This window comes from Stackebrandtia soli (assembly GCF_965137155.1).
GTDB classification, from domain to species: Bacteria; Actinomycetota; Actinomycetes; order Mycobacteriales; family Micromonosporaceae; genus Stackebrandtia; species Stackebrandtia soli.
In genome coordinates this window covers 1-20,283 of sequence record NZ_CBCRZX010000037.1, presented here as the reverse complement: position 1 = coordinate 20,283, position 20,283 = coordinate 1, and the positions used below count along the sequence as shown (strand labels likewise).

The window sequence follows — 20,283 nt, the reverse complement described above, 5'->3', positions numbered from 1 at the left end:
ACTCTTTCGAGACATGGCTCAGAACTGGTTTCGATCCGGGCGGATTCCGCCCACACGTTGGCGCTAGCGCAACCCAGACCAGGACCTGCCGTTCGTGACATGGGCTCCCGAACACACATCGAAGGCGACGGCGCGCGGACGCGTCGAAGGAGGGACACATGCACGATTCAGCGGACACTCGCTCATGGATTCCAGCATCTCGGACGAGACGATGACGGACTTGTCGAGCTCGTTCCGGTTCCGTGCCACGGGTACTCCGTACACCGACCGCTACATCGTGCGGGGGCCGCGAGGTACCCGAGCCGAGTTCTCCGGCTTCCGCGATGGCGAGTTTCTATTCCTCATATCAGATCAGGGATGGGCCGGCCTCGATGACGAGCAGAAGTTCGAGCTCCAGCGGTACTTTCTGTCCGCGGCTCTCAACCAGATCTGGGCATCGTGTGGGAACCGGATCGCATGGCTCTTCGAATCCGCGACCGATGCGGAGGCACTCCGCGACGACATCGCCGCCTTGGTCGATCGATGCCGAAGCGAGTTCGACGGCGCCTCGATCTCATTTCACGTCGTCGACGCATCGGCTGTCGACGGGACACCCTCAGATCGTCCGCTCCTGAACTCCGACAACAGAACTGCATCGGAAACATCCACAGGGGTGTATCTTGACTCGATCGGCCTGGTCGCGATCGGCCGCCCGATCGGCTTCGTCAACGAGACGCAACGGTACTTCTTGCTGGAGGCCCGCGGCCGACCGATCACCGTGAGCGCATCGGCCGGTCGGGTATGGCTCGTACTGCGCACCGGGCCCGCAACGACGACACGTCCACTCACCAGAAGGGATGTCGAGCGGTTCGATCGACGCCCAAGTGAATCGATCTCCGAGGCGCTGGCAGAACTGGAAGCATGCGGCTTGATCAGCGAGTGGGCGGACGATGAGGATGCCACAGCCGCGCTGTTCCGGCTGCGAGTACTTCCGCTCCAGACTTTCGCGTCGGGCGTCGACGGATCATCGGTCGCCGCAGTCGCAGATCCAGGCGACGAAGACGCCTTCGTGACCACTCCAGTGAGCAGTCGAGCGCGGGCCCTCCTCACATTGGGCCCGGCGTGTGATGACCTCTCCGAAGCGGCGAGAACGGCATCACGCCTCGAAGAACTGGGCGAGCTCAACGGCACGTCCGCCATCACCGAATTCGCTCGTGAACTGCCACTTCTACTGGCCCGCGATGTCGCCTACCTTGATCTCCCTGAGAGCGAGTGCAGCCCGGATAGCATTCCCGACTCGTCGCCGCTCGATGTCGAGATCGCGCCCGCGTCAGATCTCGGGTTCCTGGCCGTGGGGCTGATCGTCGACGCGACCGCTGGACGTCCCACAATGATCCGAGTCGCCGGTCGACTGGAACCGCTCGACGCCGACGAGAGTGGACTGTGGCGAGTGGTGCGCGGGCTCAACCCGTTCCGGGGACCGAACGCGCCGGAGTTGCAGGAGCTCAATGGCGTGGCACGCCATCGACGGATCCGCAACGTGGAGGCGACCCTCGACCGGCTCACGCGGCGAGGGCTCGTGCGGCGTCTTCAAGGCGCCGATGCACTACGTTCCCTGTCCACCTTGCGCTTTCACCCGCTCTTGGCCGGGCTGGGCGACGTCACGTACCGGCAGTCGCGCACCCAGACGCGACGACAGTGGCTGCTGGGTACAACACATGACGAGCGGACGCTGGCCCGACTGGACGACGTCAAAACGGCGATCTGGGGCGCGACCGGAAGCGAGCTCCCATCGCTCCAACATGCCGTCTCACTGCTGGTGCATGAAGCCGATCTCGGCGAAGTCAGCTTTATCCTCGGCCACATCAGATCAATGGTCGACCATGGTTCGGCCTATCTGGACACCATTTCCGGGCATGGTGCACGGAACGCGACCGAAGGACCGAGGTCATGATGACGCCGGACGGCACCCGCCAGGTATTCCATGGGCAATATGGGACCGCGCTCACCGGCATGTACCAGGGCGCGACGCTGGTCGTGGACGAACTCGGCGGCGACCGAAGCGCGCGGTTCGACGGGATACGCGGCGATTCGCTCACGATCGGCTTCGTCACGTTGGAGGCGCTGAGCGGCTTCCCCGCTCAGATCGATGACAGCGGCGAGTTGACCCCGGAAGCGACGGCCCGATTCATCGCCGACGCGCGCACCCAGGTCGCGGTCGCGGCGGGACGTCCCGTGCTCTGGGCGTGCGAACGTGCGCAGGACGCAAATGTCCTAGATCGACTGTTCGACGGCCCGCTCGCCGACCTGCGTGCCGGCCCCGGCACCGTCGGCATCGAAGTCGCTCACCTGCCCTACGAGCTCCTTATAAGGCAATGGCGCGAACGCGCCGACACCGGATTGTGGACGCCTCGCCTTGACAGGTTGCCCGATTCCGTGTTCGTTTCGGCTCCTGGGCAGCAGGCCAACGATCGAGCCCCGGCAACATCGGCCGCACCGCGGCCACCGGAGCTCCCGAAGCCTTCCCGAAACGTCCCGGTTCAACCGAACCTGCCTCCCACCACACCCCGGCCGACGAACTTTGGACTCAACCGCCCCGACTCCCTTCTGACGACGTCGATCGTCGTCCCGCTCGGCACTCCCGGTCCGCAGACCCGCACCGCAGATGACCTCCCTTACTGCGACATCACTCTCGGCGGCGAAACCACCGCCACCAGCGGCGCGGAGACGCTCATCTGGTCCTTGTGCGCGACGCGTCCGCCCGGGACCACCGTCGCCTCCGTCGTCATCGAGCTGACCGACGCCGGCGGGGAACACGCCATCGACACTCTCGTGCACCTGTTCCGCGCCGGACTGCTGGCGCAAGTGGACCTGAGCGAACCGGCCGCTGTATACGAGTTCGCGCAGACATACCGCCTGCTCCCGATGGTGCCCCTTCCCTTCGGAGGACGTCCAGGCGGCATCGTCCGCACGGAGAACGCAGACGGCGCCCCGCTCGAACTCGACGCCCTCCTCGCGTCGATCGCGAACGAGGGAATGACCAGCAGGAACCTCATCGAAGCCTGCACTCCGCACGGAAAGATCCGCCCGCCGGACAGGAGACCGCACATATTCAAGTCGCCCAATTTGCTCCGTCGACACCCGAGTGTCGTCCACGAGAACGGAATCGTCGGATGGGCGCTGGACAAGGCGATCCCTCTCATCGGGGAGGGCGTCCTCGCCTTCGACCTCGCCGCAAACTGATGCATCTCAAAGGTCGTGTTCGATCTCGTTCATCGTGAGCGGCGGTCGAGTGGGCATTGCAGTAGCGGACGAGACCTCTGCGCACCAGTGTTGTGTGTGGGCGCCTCACGTCTCGCCACGATGCGCCCACCGAACGTCGCACAACAGAACGACAGGTCCGAAGACAGCCTCATAGGTTGATATGCAATCGGCGTCGGCTGCGGGGCACGTCCTAGCCGTTGTCGACTTGGACGACGTACCAGATGCCGCCGAACAACTGGAGCCGCACGTACCAGACGATCAACCACGACCAACCACAACCGGATTATCGGGTTACCACTTTGGTGCTTTGCTTTGCTTTGCTTGGCGCTGGGGCATATTTCGGCGGGGTCTGGGCGGGCCGGGTCGGTCGGGTTGTTGGTTTTATGGCGCGAGTGCGTTGAAGAGGTCGGGGATCAGGACCGCGTTGGGGTGGCTCAGGGGCGCGGTAACGACCGGTTTCTCGACGCCTGTTTGATGGATCGAGACGATGCCGTTGTGGAGGGTCGGTGGGCTGATGGAGGCCCAGGGTAGGGAGAAGCGTGGTTTCGTGCATGCGATGCCGTCTTGGCTGAACTCCACGCTGCCGGCGACGGTGATGGTCTCGCCGCGGCGAACTCGGGTGATCAGGTCGTCGAGCAGTCGGGGTTCCAGGTATTGCTTGGACAGGTTGATCAGGAATGTCCACCCTTGCGGCTGTTCTGCGTGGCGGCCTCCCTTTGAGAAGGACACGGCGACTTTGTGTCCGCTGTAGTAGGGGTACTGCCCCACGTGGAAGGTCCAGTAGTTCTGGTAGAAGGTGGGGAACAGGAACCGCTTTTCGGCGACCTGCGTCGCCGTATAGCTGACCCACTCCACTTGGTCGAGCGCGATCGATTTCTTGCCGTAGGTGATCGTCTGCGGGTCGGCTTGGAGACGCGTCCAATCGGCGGTGGTGTCGAGGCGAGGAACCGTGCCGGGTCGTGACGGTCTCGGGGATGCCATCGGGTTCGAGGGGTCACCTGATGGGGACGCGATGTTGTGAGGCGCCACTGCGGCAGGTCGCGCGTCCGATGCTTGTGATGGCAGGGGTTGGTTCTGGGGCTTTGCGCCAGTTGCCGGTGGCGTTGTGCGGGGGGCGGGCTTGTCGGCGTTGGCGATGTGTTCGGTGAGCCAGGCCGGTGTGTGTGGGCGTGGGTAGGCGGCCAGGTCGTCGCGGTAGTGGTCGGCGGCGAGTAGGTGGTCGTCGGGGAAGGGCCGGTCGCCGTAGTCGTAATCGGTGCTCAGCTGGGCGCCTGTTCCAGCTCCGATGTTGACGCTCAGCAGCAGGCGCCACCACGGCCCGGCGGGCATCCGCGCGGCGAGGTGCCGCTGTCGCCGGACGAGTAGGGCTATCTGCTCGGGTACTCGTGCATCGGTGACCTGGTTGCCGGACCAGAACTGCAGCTGGGCGACCTCTGCGCCCACGGTGAAGGAGAAGACCGCCGAGAAGCGGTCCCAGCCGGGCGGTCCGAGCTGGGCCACCTGTTGCGTGATCGGTGCCAGAAGTGCTGAAGCCCGCTCGGCGATCGCCTCGTCGGGGGTGTCGATGGTGAACGATGCGATCGCCAAGGGACCGTCCGATGCGGAGTCAAGCCGCATGGCTTCATTCCAGAGGTCTGCCATCGAGTTCTCTCCCGCGAGCGGGCGGCGCACGTACGCCTCCTCAGCGGTGAACATGCCCTCCGCCGCAGGCGGCGGGATCGAACTCGACGTCTCCTTGATCCGCCCCGCATCGCTGACCAGGAAGACCGATCTGCCGACCGGCATGTCCCGAAACGCCATCGGATCGCTGTCGTCGATGTCCACCGGCGCGTACACGCTCCAGCCTGCCTTGAAGCGATCCGCCACGAGCCCCTGCACGGGGTAGTCCAGGCCGCGAGCCTGGATCCGTTCCACGACAAGCCGAATTGCCCGTTCCGCAGGCATCTGCTCGTCCTCCGGTGTCGAGACGCCGTCCAGAGGATGGCCGGTCTCAGCGTCGCTGCCGGGAGTTTGGAAACCATAATGCTGCGTCAGGTCGAACCACAGACGCACCTCCTCGGCGGTCTCGTCGTCGACACCTGCCGCGACCACCGACCAGGCTCCGCCGGCATCCCGTCCGTAGACGGTGGTGAGGTCGCGCTCATCGACAACCGATACGTAGTTCGTTCGAGACTCATCGCCGAACGCGGTGACCTCCACCAGGTCCGGTACGGCGAGGACGGTGCGTTCGTCGAGAACTTCGCCACCTACGTTGGTGGCAGCCATTATGTAATAAGTCATCGACCGGCTCCTTCGCTACCATGAGTCGAGGAAATGGGGGCCACACTCCACACCAGAAGCCAACTGGGGACTCCGTACCAGTGCAGAACCCTGTCACAGTAACGAGTCCATCATGCGGGTGCAGCACCAAGACGAGGCCTCAACTCAGTCTGGCCCATAAGCAGAACGATCCGCCATTCCTGACCAGGCTCGAATCGCACCCCAGTGCAGACACGTCACGATAGCGGCCTAAGCACTCAAAAGTCCTGCCGGATTCTGTCTACATTGAAAGGTGTCGGGATGCACTGCCAGTCCTGAGTGTTGCTGAGGACCTGCCGTAGCGACGGCTAGGTCGCCTCTTGCTCACACCTCGCCCTTGCGGACACGCCACCACGGCGACGACGCGACGGATCTACCGAACAGACCTGCGCCCGGTCATCGCGAGTGGGGCCGATCTGATGGCGAAATGGTGGGAAGGAAAACCCTCAGGCCCTCTATTAGGCCCTGACGCCCCTCGCTGGTCATCCGGTGAGGGGCGTTTGTGCTGGTGGTCGATACTGGGATCGAACCAGTGACCTCTCCGGTGTGAACGGAGCGCTCTCCCGCTGAGCTAATCGACCCGAAGGCATTACTAATGTACCCGAGGCTGTTGTCGCGGTGGCAGGTGGGGCCGGACGTGACGTGATGCTGGTGGGGGAGTGGTCCTCATGTCGCAGCCATGGCCATGGTGAGCGCTGCGGGGTGGACGTCGCCTTGCCCGAAGCGAGTTGTTCTGGATGGGTAGGTTTCCGGAGGCCGGGCGGTGACGCCACCTCGCGACCTGGTTCACCCCGGTTCTCCGATGGCGGTATGACGGGGCAGACTGGCGGCATGCTTCCCGCCGTCGCGGACAGTCCCGCCTCAGATCTTCCCATTCGCGAAGTGTTGGGCTCTCTCGTGGACGCCGTCACGGCGACGGGCACTGCAGTCCTGGTCGCGCCGCCGGGCTCGGGTAAGACGACTCTCGCGCCGTTGGCGCTCGCCGACCAGGTGACCGGTCGAGTGGTCGTCGCCGAGCCCCGCCGGGTCGCGGCTCGGGCGGCCGCTCAACGGATGGCGACGCTGACGAACACGGCCCTCGGTGACCTCATTGGATATTCGGTTCGGGGAGAGCGTGTCGTGTCGGCCGCGACGCGGATCGAGGTCGTGACGACTGGCCTGCTCGTTCGTCGACTGCAGCAGGATCCCGAACTGTCGGGTGTGGACGTCGTGATCGTCGACGAGTGTCATGAGCGGCATGTCGACACCGATCTCGCGGTGGCGTTCTTGTCGGATGTGCGAACGAATCTGCGCGATGACCTCGTCGTCGTCGCGGCCTCCGCGACGGCCGAGGCCGATCGGATTGCTGCGTTGCTGGGTGGCCCCGCTCCCGTCATCACGGCCCCGTCATCTCCGTTCGATGTGGACATTCGGTGGAGTCCGCCGTCGAGTGCCGTCTCGCCGAGTCTGGGCGCTCGTGTCGATCCAGCGCTGCTGCGGCACGTCGCCTCCGTCGTTCGTCGTGCGCTCGTGGAGCATGACGGCGACGTGTTGGTCTTCCTCCCTGGTGTGGGTGAGATCGAGCGGGTCGCGGGGCTCCTCGTCGACGTCGACGCCCGAATCATGAGACTCCATGGTGGACAATCTGCGCGCGATCAGGACAGCGCGTTGAAGGCGCTGCCGGAACGTCGCGTCGTCTTGGCGACGGCTGTCGCGGAGAGCAGTCTCACCGTCCCCGGTGTACGGGTGGTCGTGGATGCGGGGTTGTCGCGTGAGCCGCGCATGGATCACGCTCGAGGGCTCGGTTCCTTGGTGACGGTGCCGGTGTCCCGCGCCGGAGCGACCCAGAGGTCGGGTCGTGCCGGCCGTGAGGCGCCGGGCGTCGCGTACCGATGCTGGTCGGCGTTCGATCACGAGCGCCGACCAGCCCAGCCGAGCCCCGAAATCCTGGTGGCGGACTTGTCCGACGCCGTCCTGCAGCTGGCGAGGTGGGGATCGGTCGCGGGCGCCGGTCTGCCGTTGCCGGACGCGCCGCCGATCGCGGCCGTCACGGTCGCGCGCCAGACCTTGGGGGCACTCGGCGCGATCGATGTCGACGGCAAGGTGACGTCGCGTGGCGAGCGCTTGTCCAGGGTCGGAGTCCATCCGCGACTCGCGCGGGCGTTGCTCGACGGAGCGGACCTGGTGGGGGCGCAAGTCGCGGCGGAGATCGTGGCCGTCCTGGCGTTGGACGGGCGTCCGTCGAGTGATGACCTGGAGGAGTGCCTGCGGCGGTTGAGGCGGGGTGACGACCCTGCGGCGGGGCGCTGGAAGCAGGAGGTGCGCCGTCTAACGCGAGCCGTGCCACGTGAGGGCTCCGACCGGCGCCGATCCATTTCGCCCGGTGGCGACGGATCGCGGGCGGGGCGGTCCGTGGCAACGGGAAGCGTTGTGGCGTTGGCGTATCCGGAACGGATCGCTCGCGTTCGATCCGAGGACTCGTCGGTGTACTTGACGGCTGCCGGCACCGCAGTCCGCATTGTGGACGGTTCGGTGCTCTCGGGCGAACCGTGGATCGTGGTCGCCGATGCCCACCGTCCACCGGGGACGCCGGAGGCGCGGGTTCGCCTGGCCGCTGCCGTGTCCGAGGACGTCGCGGTGGTCACGGCCGAGCCCTTGGTCGTTAACGAGCGTGAGGCGGGGTGGATCGACGGGGATGTGGCGGTGCTTCGGCGCCGCAGGCTGGGCGCGATCGTGTTGTGGCAGCGCACGGATGAACGTCCATCTCGGACGGAGCGGGCGGCCGCGCTCCACGAGGGTCTGCGTTCCGAAGGGCTGACGCTCCTGAACTGGACGGACGCCGCGCGGGCGCTTCGGAAGCGGCTCGCGTTCTGCCATCATGCTTTCGGGGACGATTGGCCCGATGTCGGGGACGCGCGGCTCGTGTCGGAGGTGTCGCGATGGCTCGGCCCGGATCTGGAGCGGGCGTCTCGGCGTGCCGATCTCGCCCGGATCGACGTGACGGGCGCGCTGCGCCGTTTGTTGTCGTGGCGGCAGGCCGCGGAGCTGGATGAGGTCGCGCCCGAACGGTTGCGCGTGCCGAGCGGTTCGCGTTTGCGGGTGGATTATGGTGATCCGTCGGCGCCGGTGCTCGCGGGGAAGCTTCAGGAGTTCTTCGGGATGACGTCGACTCCGCGCGTCGGCGCGGGCCGGGTGCCCGTCGTCGTGCATCTGCTGTCTCCGGCGGGGCGGCCCGCCGCGATCACGGCCGATCTCGAGTCGTTCTGGGGTGAGGGCTATCGCCAGGTCAGGGCGCAGTTGCGTGGCCGGTACCCGCGCCATCCGTGGCCGGAGGATCCGACCACGGCGACGGCGACTCGTCGGGTCTCGCATCCTCGAAAGTCCACGGACCGACAGCGATAGTCCGATGTAAACCAAATTATCCACTGTGGGCAATTGTCGGCGTGCTGCCTCGTCGACGAGGGGAGTCGCCCCGAGCCCGACGCATCGCCGTCACTCCTGTGTAGTCGACCGGCGTGGTCGGGTTTCCCAGCTGGGTTGCCGGGGTTCGTTGTTGTGCACGATGATGTCGGCGTGGTCGGTCGGGCGGATCGTGGCGTTGTAGTGCTGTTGGGAGGGGATGTACCGGTATCGGAAGCGTCGCTCGACCTCGGCGATGGATCCGTTCTTCGTCAGGTCTCGGATTCGGGCGCGCTCCAATGTCTCCTCGAACGCGACGGATACGAAGATGCGCAAGTCCCACCGGTCGAGCAACTCCGGGCGCATCAGGAAGACGCCGTCGAAGAGCAACACTGTGTCGGGAGACGCCGTCGTGAGCTGCCGGGCCAGTGAGGTGTCCGTGCTCTGGTCGTAGACCGCCCGCTGGAACCTTCGGTTTCCGCCGGGCCCCAGCGGATCGAGCAGGACTTGGTGCAGCGCGTCGAAGTCGAAGGCGTCGTGATAGCAGGCGTCCGCCGAGTACTCGCCCCGCCGATAACGTCGTGCCCGAGGGAACAGGAATTCGTCGATCGAGGCTTGGATGACGTCGCGGCCCCGTGCACGTAGGACGACGGCCAGCTCTCCGGCCAGGGTGGTCTTTCCCGCCGCGGGTGGTCCGTCGATGGCGACCCGTGTCGGGTGCGGGATCGCGACGGATTCGATCGCTTCGACGAGACTGCCGATGAGTTCGTCACGTGTTCCGTTGTCCATGCCCGCCACCCGTCTCTGCGTGTTGTCGCGTCGGCCCACCCTACGTGGATGTATTCGAGCGGTTTCGCTGCGACGCTCCCTTTGCGCCGCGGTGCCGACGATGCGCGCGAACACGATGAGGCGAGCGTGTGGACGGCAGGTCAGCCAGTGCATGGACTGGACGGCAGTCCTTGGTCGACGGCGACCGGCACCGATCGGTTCGTGCTTCGCGGTCGGATCTGCTGAGGATCGTCGCGGGACGCGGACGGCCACGATCATCACGTCGAAGCGGCCGTCAGGTATCGGATCGGGACTCCCACGGTGGTGACAGCTGTGACGTGGTCAGGGGCATTCGGTGCGTCCGAATTGGAACATCCGGCGCGACGGTCCGAATGAAATGGTCGGACGCTGCGAAGTGCACGGGCATCACGACCGGACAACCCACCGAGGCGCTTGGTCGGCCAACCCGCCCGCGGCGACTTCGCCGGTCGTCCGCCTCCCGGTCGGTCCGGGTCGTAGAAGCGGCCCCCGGCAGGTCGGCGGATCGCGCGGCCCACCTTGAGTCGACAATAACGCCACTGTGGATTCCTTGGTGGCGGGGGCGACGATGACCTGGACGACGACGGTTCGCAGGATTTCGTGGGCCGCCTCGGCCGTGACAGTCGACTGCGGAGTCAGGAGACTAAGACACAGCCCGTCGAGCAGCGCGAGCAAGGTCGCGGTGTGATGCCGGGGCGCGGTCTGTCTCAGCATCCCCTGTTCGTCCAATATGGCCAACCACGATTCGACCCGGTCGCGTCCCTGCCGCGCGAGGGTCGCCAGCAGTCGGGATCCCTGCTCGCCCGGTCCGGCGCCGACGGCGGAGGCGTGCAAGGTGAGCCACCCTTCGAGTTCCTTCGTTCGGGTGTCGTCCTGTGGGAGGAATTGGCCGAGGCATTCGACGAGGCGATCGGTGGCGGGGATGGACGCGTCGGCGATGCGCAGATCACTCAGCTGGGCGTGGAAGAGCCGAGCGGCGACAGCGTCGTACAGGTCGCGCTGGGACGGGAAGTAGTGCCGAAGCGTGCTGGCGCCCATGCCCGCGCGGGTGGCGACGGTGCGAACGCTGAGGGCGGCCATGCCCTCCTCGGTGGCGATGGTGGTGGCGACCCGCAGTATGTGCTCCCGGCGGTCGTCGCTCATGTCGACGCTCCTATCTAGTACGGCGTACCGGTACGGTGTGCTAGCGTGGTGCTTTGGTACAGCGTACTAGAGGAGGCGGTTCAGTGAGCGTCGACGCGTCGGAGCTGATCGACTACATGCTGGCGATGGTGCTGCGTGCGCCGCACTTGTATGCCCTCACCATCGGGTACTGGTGTTTGGTCGTCGCGGTCATCGCGACCCGATACTGGGGAAAGCGGCGGCGAATGAGCGAAGGGCTCATGTGCGCCGTCGTGGCACTGGGCGTCGTCGCAGTGATCCTTGCCTTCGTGGATGTCGCGATTCGCGGTCCGGAGCTCATCCAGCTGTCCCTGGTGGCGTACTTCGCGACGCCGATCGGGGTCGGTCGGTATCTGATGCGACTGTGGGACGGCGACCCGATGCTCGGCTGGCGCGGGATCGCCGTTCGAGAGCTGACGTACGTTTCCGCGTTCATCGCCTTCGTCGGTTTGAGCGCCGTCGCCGGGGACCCGTGGTGGTTCGAACGCCCGGTCGTCGATCGCAGCGACCCGATCGCGATGATCGAACGCACCAACTGGCTGCACCTGATGGGGACGGTCTTCGGCATCGTCGCGATCATCGAGGCGGTGAGCGGTGGCTTCGGCGTCGTTCGACAACGTCTCGCGTCTCGTGTCTGACGACAGTCGGCCGCAGTAGAGGCCTCCCGGTCGGTTTAGGCGAGGTAACCGAGTCGGCCGCAGGCGGCGAGCCTGAGCCCCGACGACGTCGGAGCGCTTGCGCGGAGTCGCGCTCGAGGCGAGCACGTGGTCGCGCCGGCTATGCCAGCGGGTTCGATAGGCCTGACGACGTTCCGTCCACGCGTCCTGGGCCGAACGGTGTGTGAGGGCTCGTTCGTCCGGGTAACCCTCCCCCTGACAACCAATCGAAAGGGGCGAAGCCATGAGTACTGTTGCTGACGTGATGACCGAGAATCCGGCCTGTTTCCCAGCGTCGGCGTCGGTCACCGACGCGGCTCAGGTCATGCGGGATCGACACATCGGGGATGTGCTCGTCGTCGACGACGACCGGTTGATCGGGATCGTGACGGATCGCGACATCGTCGTCCGCGGCGTGGCATCCGATGATGGGACGGACGCGATGCGCCTGGAGGAACTCGCGACCGCGACTCCTGTCCACGTGTCGATGAGCGACGACTCCGACATGGTGGTCACGATGATGCGTGAACGCGGCATCAGGCGGGTCCCCGTGTGCGACGGGGATGGTCGGCCGATCGGTGTCGTATCGCTGGGGGACTTGGCGATGGACAAGGACCCGGGATCGGCGCTGGCCGAGATCAGCCACGAGCCGCCGAACAACTGATCGCTTCGCCCGATCGGAGCACCGTCGTCAAAACGCCCGGCCCCGGGATCACGTCGGTTAGCGTGACCGGGGACGGGGTGCCCAACCGCGTCACTGGGGGTGGGTTCGATGACGACGACGGCGGGTCGACGGGCGATGACCACGGCGACGGTCGCCGACACGGTACGCGCGACCACGATGATCGCGCTCCCGACCATCCTGTGTGGCGCGGTGAAACGTCGTCACTGGGTCATGCGCATCGCGCAGCGGTACCAGTGGGACCGTCGTTCGATCACCGCCATGCGGCAGCTCGCCGAACGCTACGGCCCATCACCCGTGCGGTTGCGGATACCGGGCAGGACCGTCGCGTTGGTGTTGAACGCCGATGACGTCCAACGCCTGCTCGTCGAGTCGCCGGAGCCGTTCACGCCCGCAAGCCGCGAGAAACGCGCCGCGCTGTCGACCTTCCAGCCGCACGGCGTGCTGATCTCGCACGGCGAGGAGCGCCGCCGCCGTCGGCAGTTCACCGAATCCGTTCTGGACACCGGAATGCCGGTGCATCGCCTCGCCGCGCCGATCGTGGTACGAGCGAAGGAGGAGTACGCGTCGCTGGCAGTCGACGTCGCGCGTGGGGCGGTTCTCGACTGGCCCACATTCGAGCGAGCGTGGTGGCGGCTTGTTCGACGCATCGTCCTCGGGGACTCCGCACGCGAGGACGAAACCCTGATCACCCTCCTCGAGTCATTGCGCCGCAGCGGAAACTGGGCGTACCTGGGACGTCGACGAACATTGACCAGGCAACGTTTCGCCGAGCGTCTGCGCTCCCATCTCGAGCGCGCGGAACCGGACAGTCTCGCCGAGTTGATCGCGTCCACAACCACGCCGACCCGCACCTGCCCGAGCCATCAGGTTCCACATTGGCTCTTCGCCTTCGACGCCGCGGCCATGGCTGCATTCCGAGCCCTCGGTCTCCTCGCGACGCACCCTGACCGGTTCCAGGTCGCGCGAGCGCGTCTCGACCGGGAGGGCTTGGGGACGAACGAGCATCCTTACCTCGCCGCCAGTGTCCTGGAATCCCTGCGGTTGTGGCCGACGACGCCGATGATCCTGCGGGACACCACGGCATCGACACTGTGGGGCGGCGTTTCGGTGCCGTCGGGTGCGTCCTTCGTCGTGTTCACCCCGTACTTCCACCGCGACGAGCGGAGCCTGCCGCACGCCGACGGTTTCGAGCCCGAGGCGTGGCTGACCGCCGAGGCGGACGAGCCCGGTGTCGTGCCGTTCAGTGCGGGGCCGGCGGCCTGCCCGGGGCGGGAGCTGGTGCTGTTCGTCGCGAGTGCCGTGCTGGCCGAACTGTTGCGCCGGAACGATTACCGATTGGATTCGGATGGACCGCTGCGACCCGGTGCGCTGATCCCAGCGACGCTCGATCCGTTCACGATGCGTTTCGCGCTCGCGAGTGACGGGTGATGTCGTCCGGGGCGGGGCCATCTGTCAGGACGCCGCCTGAGGAGGCGGATCCACGTGGCATCGCGCCCTGCGATTCCTCAGGGGAGTCGACCATCGCACGGGTCGGTCCCGGACTCGAATTCGGGAGGCGATCGCCGTGGGGGGTGCTGCCTGATCCGGATCGGTGCGAAGTGCGTCCCGGGGTTGACGGAGGCGCTCGGTGCCGAGGCTCGCCACCCAGGTCCGCGTTCTACACTACGAACCAGTCGTAAAGAAGCTTTCCAGAAATGGGGTCGACCGTGACCGCCACCGACTTCGACGCCCTGTTCGCCGGACAGCGCCTCATGGTCATCATTCGGGGTCGATCGCCGCGCGCGACCGTCGAACTCGCCGAACGAGCGTGGGAGATCGGCATCCGGTCCGTCGAGGTGCCGATCGGGGAGCCCGAACAGGTCGAGGCGCTCGTCGCGACCATCGAGGCGGCCAAGCCTCGCGGCCTCGACGTCGGAGCGGGCACCGTCGTGTCCGTCGAACACGTCCGACGCGCGAGCGAGGCGGGCGCCGCGTACACCGTGGCACCCGGCTTCGACGCCGAGGTATTCGCGGCGAGCCTCGCCGCGGGCCTACCCCACCTGCCCGGGGTCGCCACTCCCACGGAAGTCCAGCGCGCGGTCGGACGGGGTTGCCGCTGGCTGAAGGCCTTCCCCGCCACCACACTCGGCGCCACGTGGTTCTCCGCCATTCGAGGGCCGTTCCCGAACATCGCGCTCGTCGCCACGGGAGGCGTCACCGTCCACGACGCACAGTCCTATCTCGACGCCGGAGCGCGCGTCGTCGCGCTCGGCTCGGCGCTCGCCGACCCGACCCAGGTCGACGCGCTCGCGCGGCTCGTCGTCGACAGAGAGACCTGACCGAGGTGCACGACCTCGTATTCCGTGACGTCGATGTCGCCGACGGCAGCGGCGCCGCCCGCTATCGCTCGGACGTCGGGGTCGAAGGTGGTCGCATCGTCGCGATCGGCGCTGGTCTGGCCGGGCTCCGGATCATCGACGGTCGTGGTCGGACGCTCGCACCTGGCTTCATCGACATGCACTCGCACTCCGATTGGGCCGTCGCCACCGACGACGACCACAGCGTCAAACTCGCTCAGGGCTGCACTCTGGAAGTTCTCGGCCAGGACGGCCTCGGGTACGTGCCCGCGACGGATGACTGGGCGTCCTCCCTCCATGATCGACTGAGCGCGTGGAACGGGCCCGCCGCTCCGCCGTGGCGCACCGTCGCCGACTACCTCGCGGTCCTCGACGAGGGTCGCCCGGTCAACGCCGCGTACCTCGTTCCGCACGGTGCCGTTCGGATGGCCGTCATGGGGTGGGCCGATCGTGCGGCGACCGCGACGGAACGGGACGCGATGTGCGCGCTCGTCGCCGAGGGTCTCGCCGCCGGGGCGGTGGGGCTGTCCGCTGGACTCACCTACCCGCCCGGAATGTACGCCGCCGCCGACGAACTGATCGCGCTCTGCCGCGTCGTCGCCGATCACAATGGATATTTCTGTCCGCATCAGCGCAGCTACGGCGCGGGCGCCCTCGACGCCTATCGCGAGATGATCGACATCGCCCGGATCTCCGGTTGTCGACTGCACCTCGCGCACGCCACCATGAACTTCGCCGTCAACAGCGGCAGAGGCGGAGAACTGCTCGACCTCGTCGACGCCGCGACCGATCTCGACATCAGCCTCGACAGCTACCCGTACCTTCCCGGCGCGACGTCGCTCGCGGCGCTTCTACCGAGCTGGTCGATGAGCGGTGGACCGGCCGCCTGCGCGTCCCGGCTCGTCGACCCGGTTCAGCGTGAGCGCGTCCGATTCGAACTCGATGTCACGGGAACCGATGGGTGCCATGGTGTTCCCGTCGAATGGGACCGCATCGAGATAAGCGGCGTCACTCTCGACCGGCACCGGCACCTCGTCGGTCGGAGCGTCGCCGACGCCGCCGGGGGTGGCCGACCGTCGGACTTCTACCTTGATCTACTTCTGGCGGAGGACTTCGCCCCGACTTGTCTCATGCACGTCGGCCACGAGGACAACGTCCGCGCGATCATGCGCCACGACCGGCACACGGTCGGCACCGACGGGTTGCTGTACGGCGATCGACCGCACCCCCGGGCCTGGGGCACCTTTCCCCGCTACCTCGGCCGCTATACCCGCGAACTCGGCCTGTTCACGGTCGAGGAGTGCGTCGCGCGCATGACGTCGCGCCCGGCGCGCGTCCTCGGCCTGACGGACCGCGGCCGCGTGGACGTGGGATACGCGGCCGATCTAGTCCTGTTCGACCCGGCGATCGTCGCCGACACCGCGACCTTTGCGGAACCGCGGCGGACCCCGATCGGCATCGACGTCGTGGTCGTCAACGGGGCCGTCGCCATCGACGAGGGCCGACGAACCGAGGCGTTGGCCGGACGGGCGATGCGCCGACCGACCTGATCGACTCCGGACACGGCGACGCCGGGCACTCGCGGTGGCGTTGCCCGGCGTACCAAAAGCTCTAGGAGACGGTGGCGAGCTCGCGGGCGGTGGCCCGCGCGGCGTTCCGCGTCTCTTCGAAGACGTGCTTGAACTCGGCCAATGCCGGGACGACCAGTGACAACGTCATCTCCGTGTGGATGAACTTCAGGTTCTCGTCGACCCCGAGGAAGCCCAAGTGCGTGCGCAGCAACGGTTCCTGGTGGTCGCTGGAGGCCCGGGGCGTACCCGGCGCGTAGGAGCCTCCGCGCGAGGTCGCCACGATGAAACGCTTGCCGGACAACGCGCTGCGGCCGTCGGCGTCCGGGCTGAACGCGGGGACGGCGAGTCGGTCCAGCCACGCCTTCAACGTCGTGGGGATCGTGAAGTTGTACATCGGGGCTCCGAGCAGTATGACGTCGGCCGCCGACACCTCGTCGATGAGCGGTTTCGTAATCCGCCACGCGGCGGCCTGCTCCGGAGTGTGGTCGGCTTCGGTCGTGTTCGCCGCGGTGTGCCCGGCTACGTCGAAGTGCGGGATGGGGTCGGCGGCGACGTCGCGGTAGACGTACGTCCCGGTCGGATTCGAGGCGCGCCACTGCTCGGCGAACGCGGCGGTGGTCGCTCGGGAGTGGGAACGCTCGCCGTTGAGGCTGGAGTCGATGTGCAGCAGCGTGGACATCAGTCGGACACCTTTCAGTTAGGGATGACTTCGGAAGTTACGATAACAGATGATCCGAAGAAAGATCATCCGAAGTAAGAACAGTTTCGTTCGGATGAATGTGACGTAACATTGGCGACATGGCCGCCCTCGACGAAACCGTGATCGCCTGCGCGAACACCCACTCGCCCACCGCCGACGTGACGTGGTTGTTGCATCGTTCCGCGCAACTCATGCGTCAGGAACTCGACGCGGTGGCCCGCGACAACGGCCTGGGGGACCAGCGCGACTGGATCGTGCTCAGCGCGATCAGTGAGGACAAGCGTCGTACGCAGTTGGAGATCGGGAACCACGTCGGCCTCGACAAGACCACGTTGACGGCGATTCTCGATCGCTTGGAGCGCAACGGTCACCTGATCCGAACCATCGATCCGCAGGACCGCCGTGTCCGGGTCCCGGAACTGACGGAGTCGGGCCGCGAGCTGGTGGCGCGCATCGCCTGCATTCGAGACTCGATCGAGTCCTGCAAGCTGTCGGGGTTCACCGACGAGCAGCGCGAGGTGTTCCTGCTCGTCCTGAACAGCCTGGCGGGTCTCAGCGGGGACGAGACGGTGGCCCCGGGTTCGTGCATGTGAAGTCCGGCGACTCCGCGTTTCGCGGGCATCCGGGTGTCAAGGCGTGACACTGTCACATTCGTGGAAGCCTGAATGTCGCCACCCCTATTGACAGTGTTATCTGACAGTGTTAGATTCACTCGCATGGACCGTGACGAACGTTGGCCGATCGCCGAACTGGCGAGACGAGTGGGCCTGGCGCTCGCCGACGGCTATGAGGGCCAGGCGAGCGGGCGGGTCCGCGACGTCCCCGACGTCCGCGCGATCCGCTGGTATACGACGATCGGCCTGCTCGACAAACCCGTCGCCTTCCGCGGGCGCACCGCGTTGTACGAGCGCCGCCACCTTTGGCAGGTCGTCGCCGTGAAGCGCAGACAGGCGGCGGGCGCACCGTTGGCCGAGATCCAAGCCGAGCTCGCGGGGGCGTCGGACGCCCGACTCGCCGAGATCGCGCAGGTTCCCTCAGTCGCCATGGTCGACACCTCTCCGCCCGCTGTGGTCGAGGACGCGGGCGACGCCGTACCTCGCACGTCGTTCTGGCGTTCACGGCCTCTGGCGGCCGCGAGTCCCCACGTCGAGACGCGGAACGAGCCCGCCTCCGCAACCGAACCCACTATCGAACCCGGTGTCGACGGCGTTTCGGAGGCCACCGCCTCCTCCGGCGTCGACCTGCGATTCATGCTCGACCTCGGTTTCGGGGTCGCCATCACCTTTCCGACCGATCATCGACCAACTCATGCGGATGTCGCGGCGCTACGCCGCGCCGCACAACCCTTGCTGCGAGCCGCCGAAGCTCGTGGTCTCACCGATGAAGGAGCCCGCTCATGACCATGAGCATTTCCGCCTTGCCAGAGACGCTCGACCCGCCACAGGGAGAGAGCGGCTTGGGAGCATTGTCGACCGAGCGGGGCAATCTCCCACTGCGCGGGCTCGACATCTCCGTCGACGTCACGGGCCTGTCGGCGAAGACGACCCTGCGGCAGAGATTCCACAATCCACACGCGGAGGCCATCGAGGCCACGTACATCTTCCCGTTGCCCGAGCGCGCGGCGCTGACCGACATGACGATGACCGTGGCCGGACGTGTCGTCACCGCTGAGCTTCGCGAGCGGGGTGAGGCCCGCGCCGTCTACGACCAGGCCATCGCGGCGGGTCAGCGCGCCGCGATCGCGGAGGCCGAGCGGTCCGACGTGTTCACGATGCGGGTCGGCAACATCGCTCCAGGCGAGGAAGCGGTCGTCACGCTGACGACCGTCGGCCCGTTGAGCTATGAGGACGGAGAGGCCGGATTGCGGTTGCCGCTGGTGGTGGCGCCGCGCTTCATCCCGGGCAAACCGCTCCCTGGAGAGTCCGTCGGAGACGGCGTCGTGCCGGACACGGACGCGGTTCCCGACGCCTCGCGGATCCGGCCGCCGGTCCTTCTGCCGGGCTTCCCGAACCCCGTGGACCTGTCGATCGCCGTCAATCTCGACTCCGCCGGTTTCACCCTGCGCGACGTCCGGTCGAGCCTGCACGCCGTCGTCGAGGAGGAGTCGACCGACGAGATCACACGCCTGCGGATCAACCCGGGCGAACGGGTCAACCGTGACTTCATACTCCGCTTCGCCTTCGCCGAGCCGGACGCGATCGCGTCGACCTTCGAGGTCGCCGACGGCGCCGAGGACGGCGAGTTCTTCCGGCTCACGGTACTTCCTCCACAGTCCACTGTCTCCGCCCGTCCGAAGGACGTGGTCGTGCTGCTGGACCGTTCCGGGAGCATGGGCGGCTGGAAGATCGTGGCCGCCCGTCGGGCCGCCGCCCGCATCGTCGATACCCTGCAACCGAGCGACCGGTTCGCCGTCCGCTGTTTCGACCACGACGTGACCTCCCCGCCCGACCTCGGCCCCGGGCTGGTCTCGGCGACCGATCGCCACCGCTACCGCGCGGTCGAGCACCTGGCGCGCTCCGAGGCGCGCGGGGGCACGGTCATGCTGGCCCCGTTGACCGAGGCCGCCGACCTGCTCTCCGCGTCCGCCGACACCGAGCGCGATCGGGTGCTGATCCTCGTCACCGACGGTCAGGTCGGCAACGAGGATCAGATCCTCGCCGAGTTGTCGGGCCGCATCGCCGGCGTCCGGGTGCATGTCGTCGGCATCGACCGCGCCGTCAACGCGGGCTTCCTGCACCGCCTCGCCCTGGCCGGTCGGGGACGCTGCGAACTGGTGGAGTCGGAGGACAGGCTCGACGAGGCGTGCGCGCACATTCACCGCAGGATCGTCGCGCCGGTCGTGACGAACTGCCAGGTCGAACTCATCGGTGCCGAGCTGCTGCCGGATTCGTTGACCCCGTCACCGATCCCGGACCTATTCACCGGTGTTCCGCTGGTCGTCTCCGGGCGCGTGCGGGCCGCCGACGAGACGGTGACCGCGGTTCTGGCCGGAATCGACGCCGAGGGCAAGCCATGGCGGGTCGAGGTACCCAGCGTGGCCGCTACGGGCGAGGTCGCCGTGCGGACCCAATGGGCACGCGCGCGGCTCCGTGACCTGGAGGACCGCTACGCGTCGGCCGGTCACGGCGATCTGTCCGATATCGAGAAGCAGATAGTCGACGTTTCGCTGTCGGCCGGTGTCATGTCGAAGTTCACGGCCTTCGTCGCCGTCGACGAGGAGACCGTCGAAGGAGGCGGCACGCCACGAAAGGTGGTTCAACCGGTCGAACTGCCCGACGGGTGGCAACCCCCGACGGTGCAAGCCAACCCGTACGGAGCCCAGGGCGGAATGCGGCTCGCCGCAGCGCCCGTTCCCGCTGCCCCCGCGACCATGGACTGGATGTCGGCGGAGGTGACGCGTGGGTCAGCCGAGGCCGCTCCGACGTACGGAGGCCCCCCGCCACCGCCC

At 67.0% G+C, this 20,283-nt stretch carries 15 protein-coding genes and 1 tRNA gene; 11 read left to right on the top strand and 5 right to left on the bottom strand.

The window, feature by feature from the left end; all coding sequences use genetic code 11:
- Positions 1 to 184: 184 nt before the first annotated feature.
- Complete coding sequence (locus ACM9NP_RS18275; RefSeq protein ID WP_415647949.1) at positions 185 to 1,933, top strand: hypothetical protein; 1,749 nt, start codon at positions 185 to 187, stop codon at positions 1,931 to 1,933.
- Positions 1,930 to 3,222, top strand: coding sequence for a hypothetical protein (locus tag ACM9NP_RS18270; RefSeq protein ID WP_415647948.1), 1,293 nt, complete (start codon positions 1,930 to 1,932; stop codon positions 3,220 to 3,222). Before ACM9NP_RS18275 ends, ACM9NP_RS18270 begins: the two co-directional genes overlap by 4 nt.
- A gap of 402 nt (positions 3,223 to 3,624) precedes the next feature.
- Here ACM9NP_RS18270 and ACM9NP_RS18265 read toward each other — a convergent pair whose 3' ends face one another.
- Complete coding sequence (locus tag ACM9NP_RS18265) at positions 3,625 to 5,442, bottom strand: hypothetical protein (protein ID WP_415647947.1); 1,818 nt, start codon at positions 5,440 to 5,442, stop codon at positions 3,625 to 3,627.
- A gap of 605 nt (positions 5,443 to 6,047) precedes the next feature.
- Positions 6,048 to 6,122: transfer RNA gene (locus ACM9NP_RS18260), tRNA-Val, on the bottom strand.
- 229 nt (positions 6,123 to 6,351) lie between these two features.
- Here ACM9NP_RS18260 and hrpB point away from each other — a divergent pair.
- Positions 6,352 to 8,922: an ATP-dependent helicase HrpB gene (gene hrpB, locus ACM9NP_RS18255; RefSeq protein ID WP_415647946.1), complete on the top strand. Its 2,571-nt coding sequence runs from the start codon at positions 6,352 to 6,354 to the stop codon at positions 8,920 to 8,922.
- 90 nt (positions 8,923 to 9,012) lie between these two features.
- Here hrpB and ACM9NP_RS18250 read toward each other — a convergent pair whose 3' ends face one another.
- Together ACM9NP_RS18250 and ACM9NP_RS18245 are read right to left on the bottom strand one after the other, a co-directional pair.
- Positions 9,013 to 9,708, bottom strand: a complete 696-nt coding sequence (locus tag ACM9NP_RS18250) for a cytidylate kinase family protein (protein WP_415647978.1) — start codon at positions 9,706 to 9,708, stop codon at positions 9,013 to 9,015.
- A gap of 405 nt (positions 9,709 to 10,113) precedes the next feature.
- Positions 10,114 to 10,869 carry a TetR/AcrR family transcriptional regulator gene (locus ACM9NP_RS18245; protein ID WP_415647945.1) on the bottom strand — a complete coding sequence of 252 codons (756 nt, stop codon included), beginning with the start codon at positions 10,867 to 10,869 and terminating at the stop codon, positions 10,114 to 10,116.
- Positions 10,870 to 10,952: 83 nt separating this feature from the next.
- Between ACM9NP_RS18245 and ACM9NP_RS18240 the strand changes: the two genes are divergently transcribed.
- The 5 genes from ACM9NP_RS18240 (at position 10,953) to ACM9NP_RS18220 (ending at position 16,114) form a co-directional block, all read left to right on the top strand.
- Positions 10,953 to 11,525 carry a hypothetical protein gene (locus ACM9NP_RS18240; protein ID WP_415647944.1) on the top strand — a complete coding sequence of 191 codons (573 nt, stop codon included), beginning with the start codon at positions 10,953 to 10,955 and terminating at the stop codon, positions 11,523 to 11,525.
- Positions 11,526 to 11,787: 262 nt separating this feature from the next.
- Positions 11,788 to 12,207, top strand: a complete 420-nt coding sequence (locus ACM9NP_RS18235) for a CBS domain-containing protein (protein ID WP_415647943.1) — start codon at positions 11,788 to 11,790, stop codon at positions 12,205 to 12,207.
- Between the two features lie 108 nt (positions 12,208 to 12,315).
- A complete protein-coding gene (locus tag ACM9NP_RS18230; RefSeq protein ID WP_415647942.1) occupies positions 12,316 to 13,656 on the top strand; it encodes a cytochrome P450 in 1,341 nt (446 codons plus the stop codon).
- A gap of 278 nt (positions 13,657 to 13,934) precedes the next feature.
- The gene (locus ACM9NP_RS18225) at positions 13,935 to 14,546 is read left to right on the top strand and encodes a bifunctional 4-hydroxy-2-oxoglutarate aldolase/2-dehydro-3-deoxy-phosphogluconate aldolase (protein ID WP_415647940.1); all 612 of its coding nucleotides are present in this window, start codon (positions 13,935 to 13,937) and stop codon (positions 14,544 to 14,546) included.
- 5 nt (positions 14,547 to 14,551) lie between these two features.
- Positions 14,552 to 16,114 (top strand): N-acyl-D-amino-acid deacylase family protein, encoded by a 1,563-nt coding sequence (locus ACM9NP_RS18220; protein ID WP_415647939.1) that lies wholly within the window; start codon positions 14,552 to 14,554, stop codon positions 16,112 to 16,114.
- Positions 16,115 to 16,175: 61 nt separating this feature from the next.
- Here ACM9NP_RS18220 and ACM9NP_RS18215 read toward each other — a convergent pair whose 3' ends face one another.
- Positions 16,176 to 16,814 (bottom strand): FMN-dependent NADH-azoreductase, encoded by a 639-nt coding sequence (locus ACM9NP_RS18215; protein ID WP_415647938.1) that lies wholly within the window; start codon positions 16,812 to 16,814, stop codon positions 16,176 to 16,178.
- A 119-nt stretch (positions 16,815 to 16,933) separates the two neighbouring features.
- Here ACM9NP_RS18215 and ACM9NP_RS18210 point away from each other — a divergent pair, with 119 nt between their 5' ends.
- The 3 genes from ACM9NP_RS18210 to ACM9NP_RS18200 form a co-directional block, all read left to right on the top strand.
- On the top strand, positions 16,934 to 17,428 hold the full coding sequence (locus ACM9NP_RS18210) for a MarR family winged helix-turn-helix transcriptional regulator (protein ID WP_415647937.1): 495 nt from the start codon (positions 16,934 to 16,936) through the stop codon (positions 17,426 to 17,428).
- A 123-nt stretch (positions 17,429 to 17,551) separates the two neighbouring features.
- Positions 17,552 to 18,235 (top strand): MerR family transcriptional regulator, encoded by a 684-nt coding sequence (locus ACM9NP_RS18205; protein ID WP_415647936.1) that lies wholly within the window; start codon positions 17,552 to 17,554, stop codon positions 18,233 to 18,235.
- On the top strand, positions 18,232 to 20,283 hold a 2,052-nt coding region (locus tag ACM9NP_RS18200; protein WP_415647935.1), incomplete at its 3' end, for a VIT domain-containing protein. The genes ACM9NP_RS18205 and ACM9NP_RS18200, both read left to right, overlap by 4 nt.

Coding starts and splice junctions, on each gene's coding strand:
- ACM9NP_RS18270 (WP_415647948.1), top strand. CDS start 1,930: ATGATGACGCCGGACGGCACCCGCCAGGTATTCCATGGGCAATATGGG.
- ACM9NP_RS18235 (WP_415647943.1), top strand. CDS start 11,788: ATGAGTACTGTTGCTGACGTGATGACCGAGAATCCGGCCTGTTTCCCA.
- ACM9NP_RS18250 (WP_415647978.1), bottom strand. CDS start 9,708: ATGGACAACGGAACACGTGACGAACTCATCGGCAGTCTCGTCGAAGCG.
- ACM9NP_RS18215 (WP_415647938.1), bottom strand. CDS start 16,814: ATGTCCACGCTGCTGCACATCGACTCCAGCCTCAACGGCGAGCGTTCC.
- ACM9NP_RS18245 (WP_415647945.1), bottom strand. CDS start 10,869: ATGAGCGACGACCGCCGGGAGCACATACTGCGGGTCGCCACCACCATC.
- ACM9NP_RS18210 (WP_415647937.1), top strand. CDS start 16,934: ATGGCCGCCCTCGACGAAACCGTGATCGCCTGCGCGAACACCCACTCG.
- ACM9NP_RS18205 (WP_415647936.1), top strand. CDS start 17,552: ATGGACCGTGACGAACGTTGGCCGATCGCCGAACTGGCGAGACGAGTG.
- hrpB (WP_415647946.1), top strand. CDS start 6,352: ATGACGGGGCAGACTGGCGGCATGCTTCCCGCCGTCGCGGACAGTCCC.
- ACM9NP_RS18275 (WP_415647949.1), top strand. CDS start 185: ATGGATTCCAGCATCTCGGACGAGACGATGACGGACTTGTCGAGCTCG.
- ACM9NP_RS18230 (WP_415647942.1), top strand. CDS start 12,316: ATGACGACGACGGCGGGTCGACGGGCGATGACCACGGCGACGGTCGCC.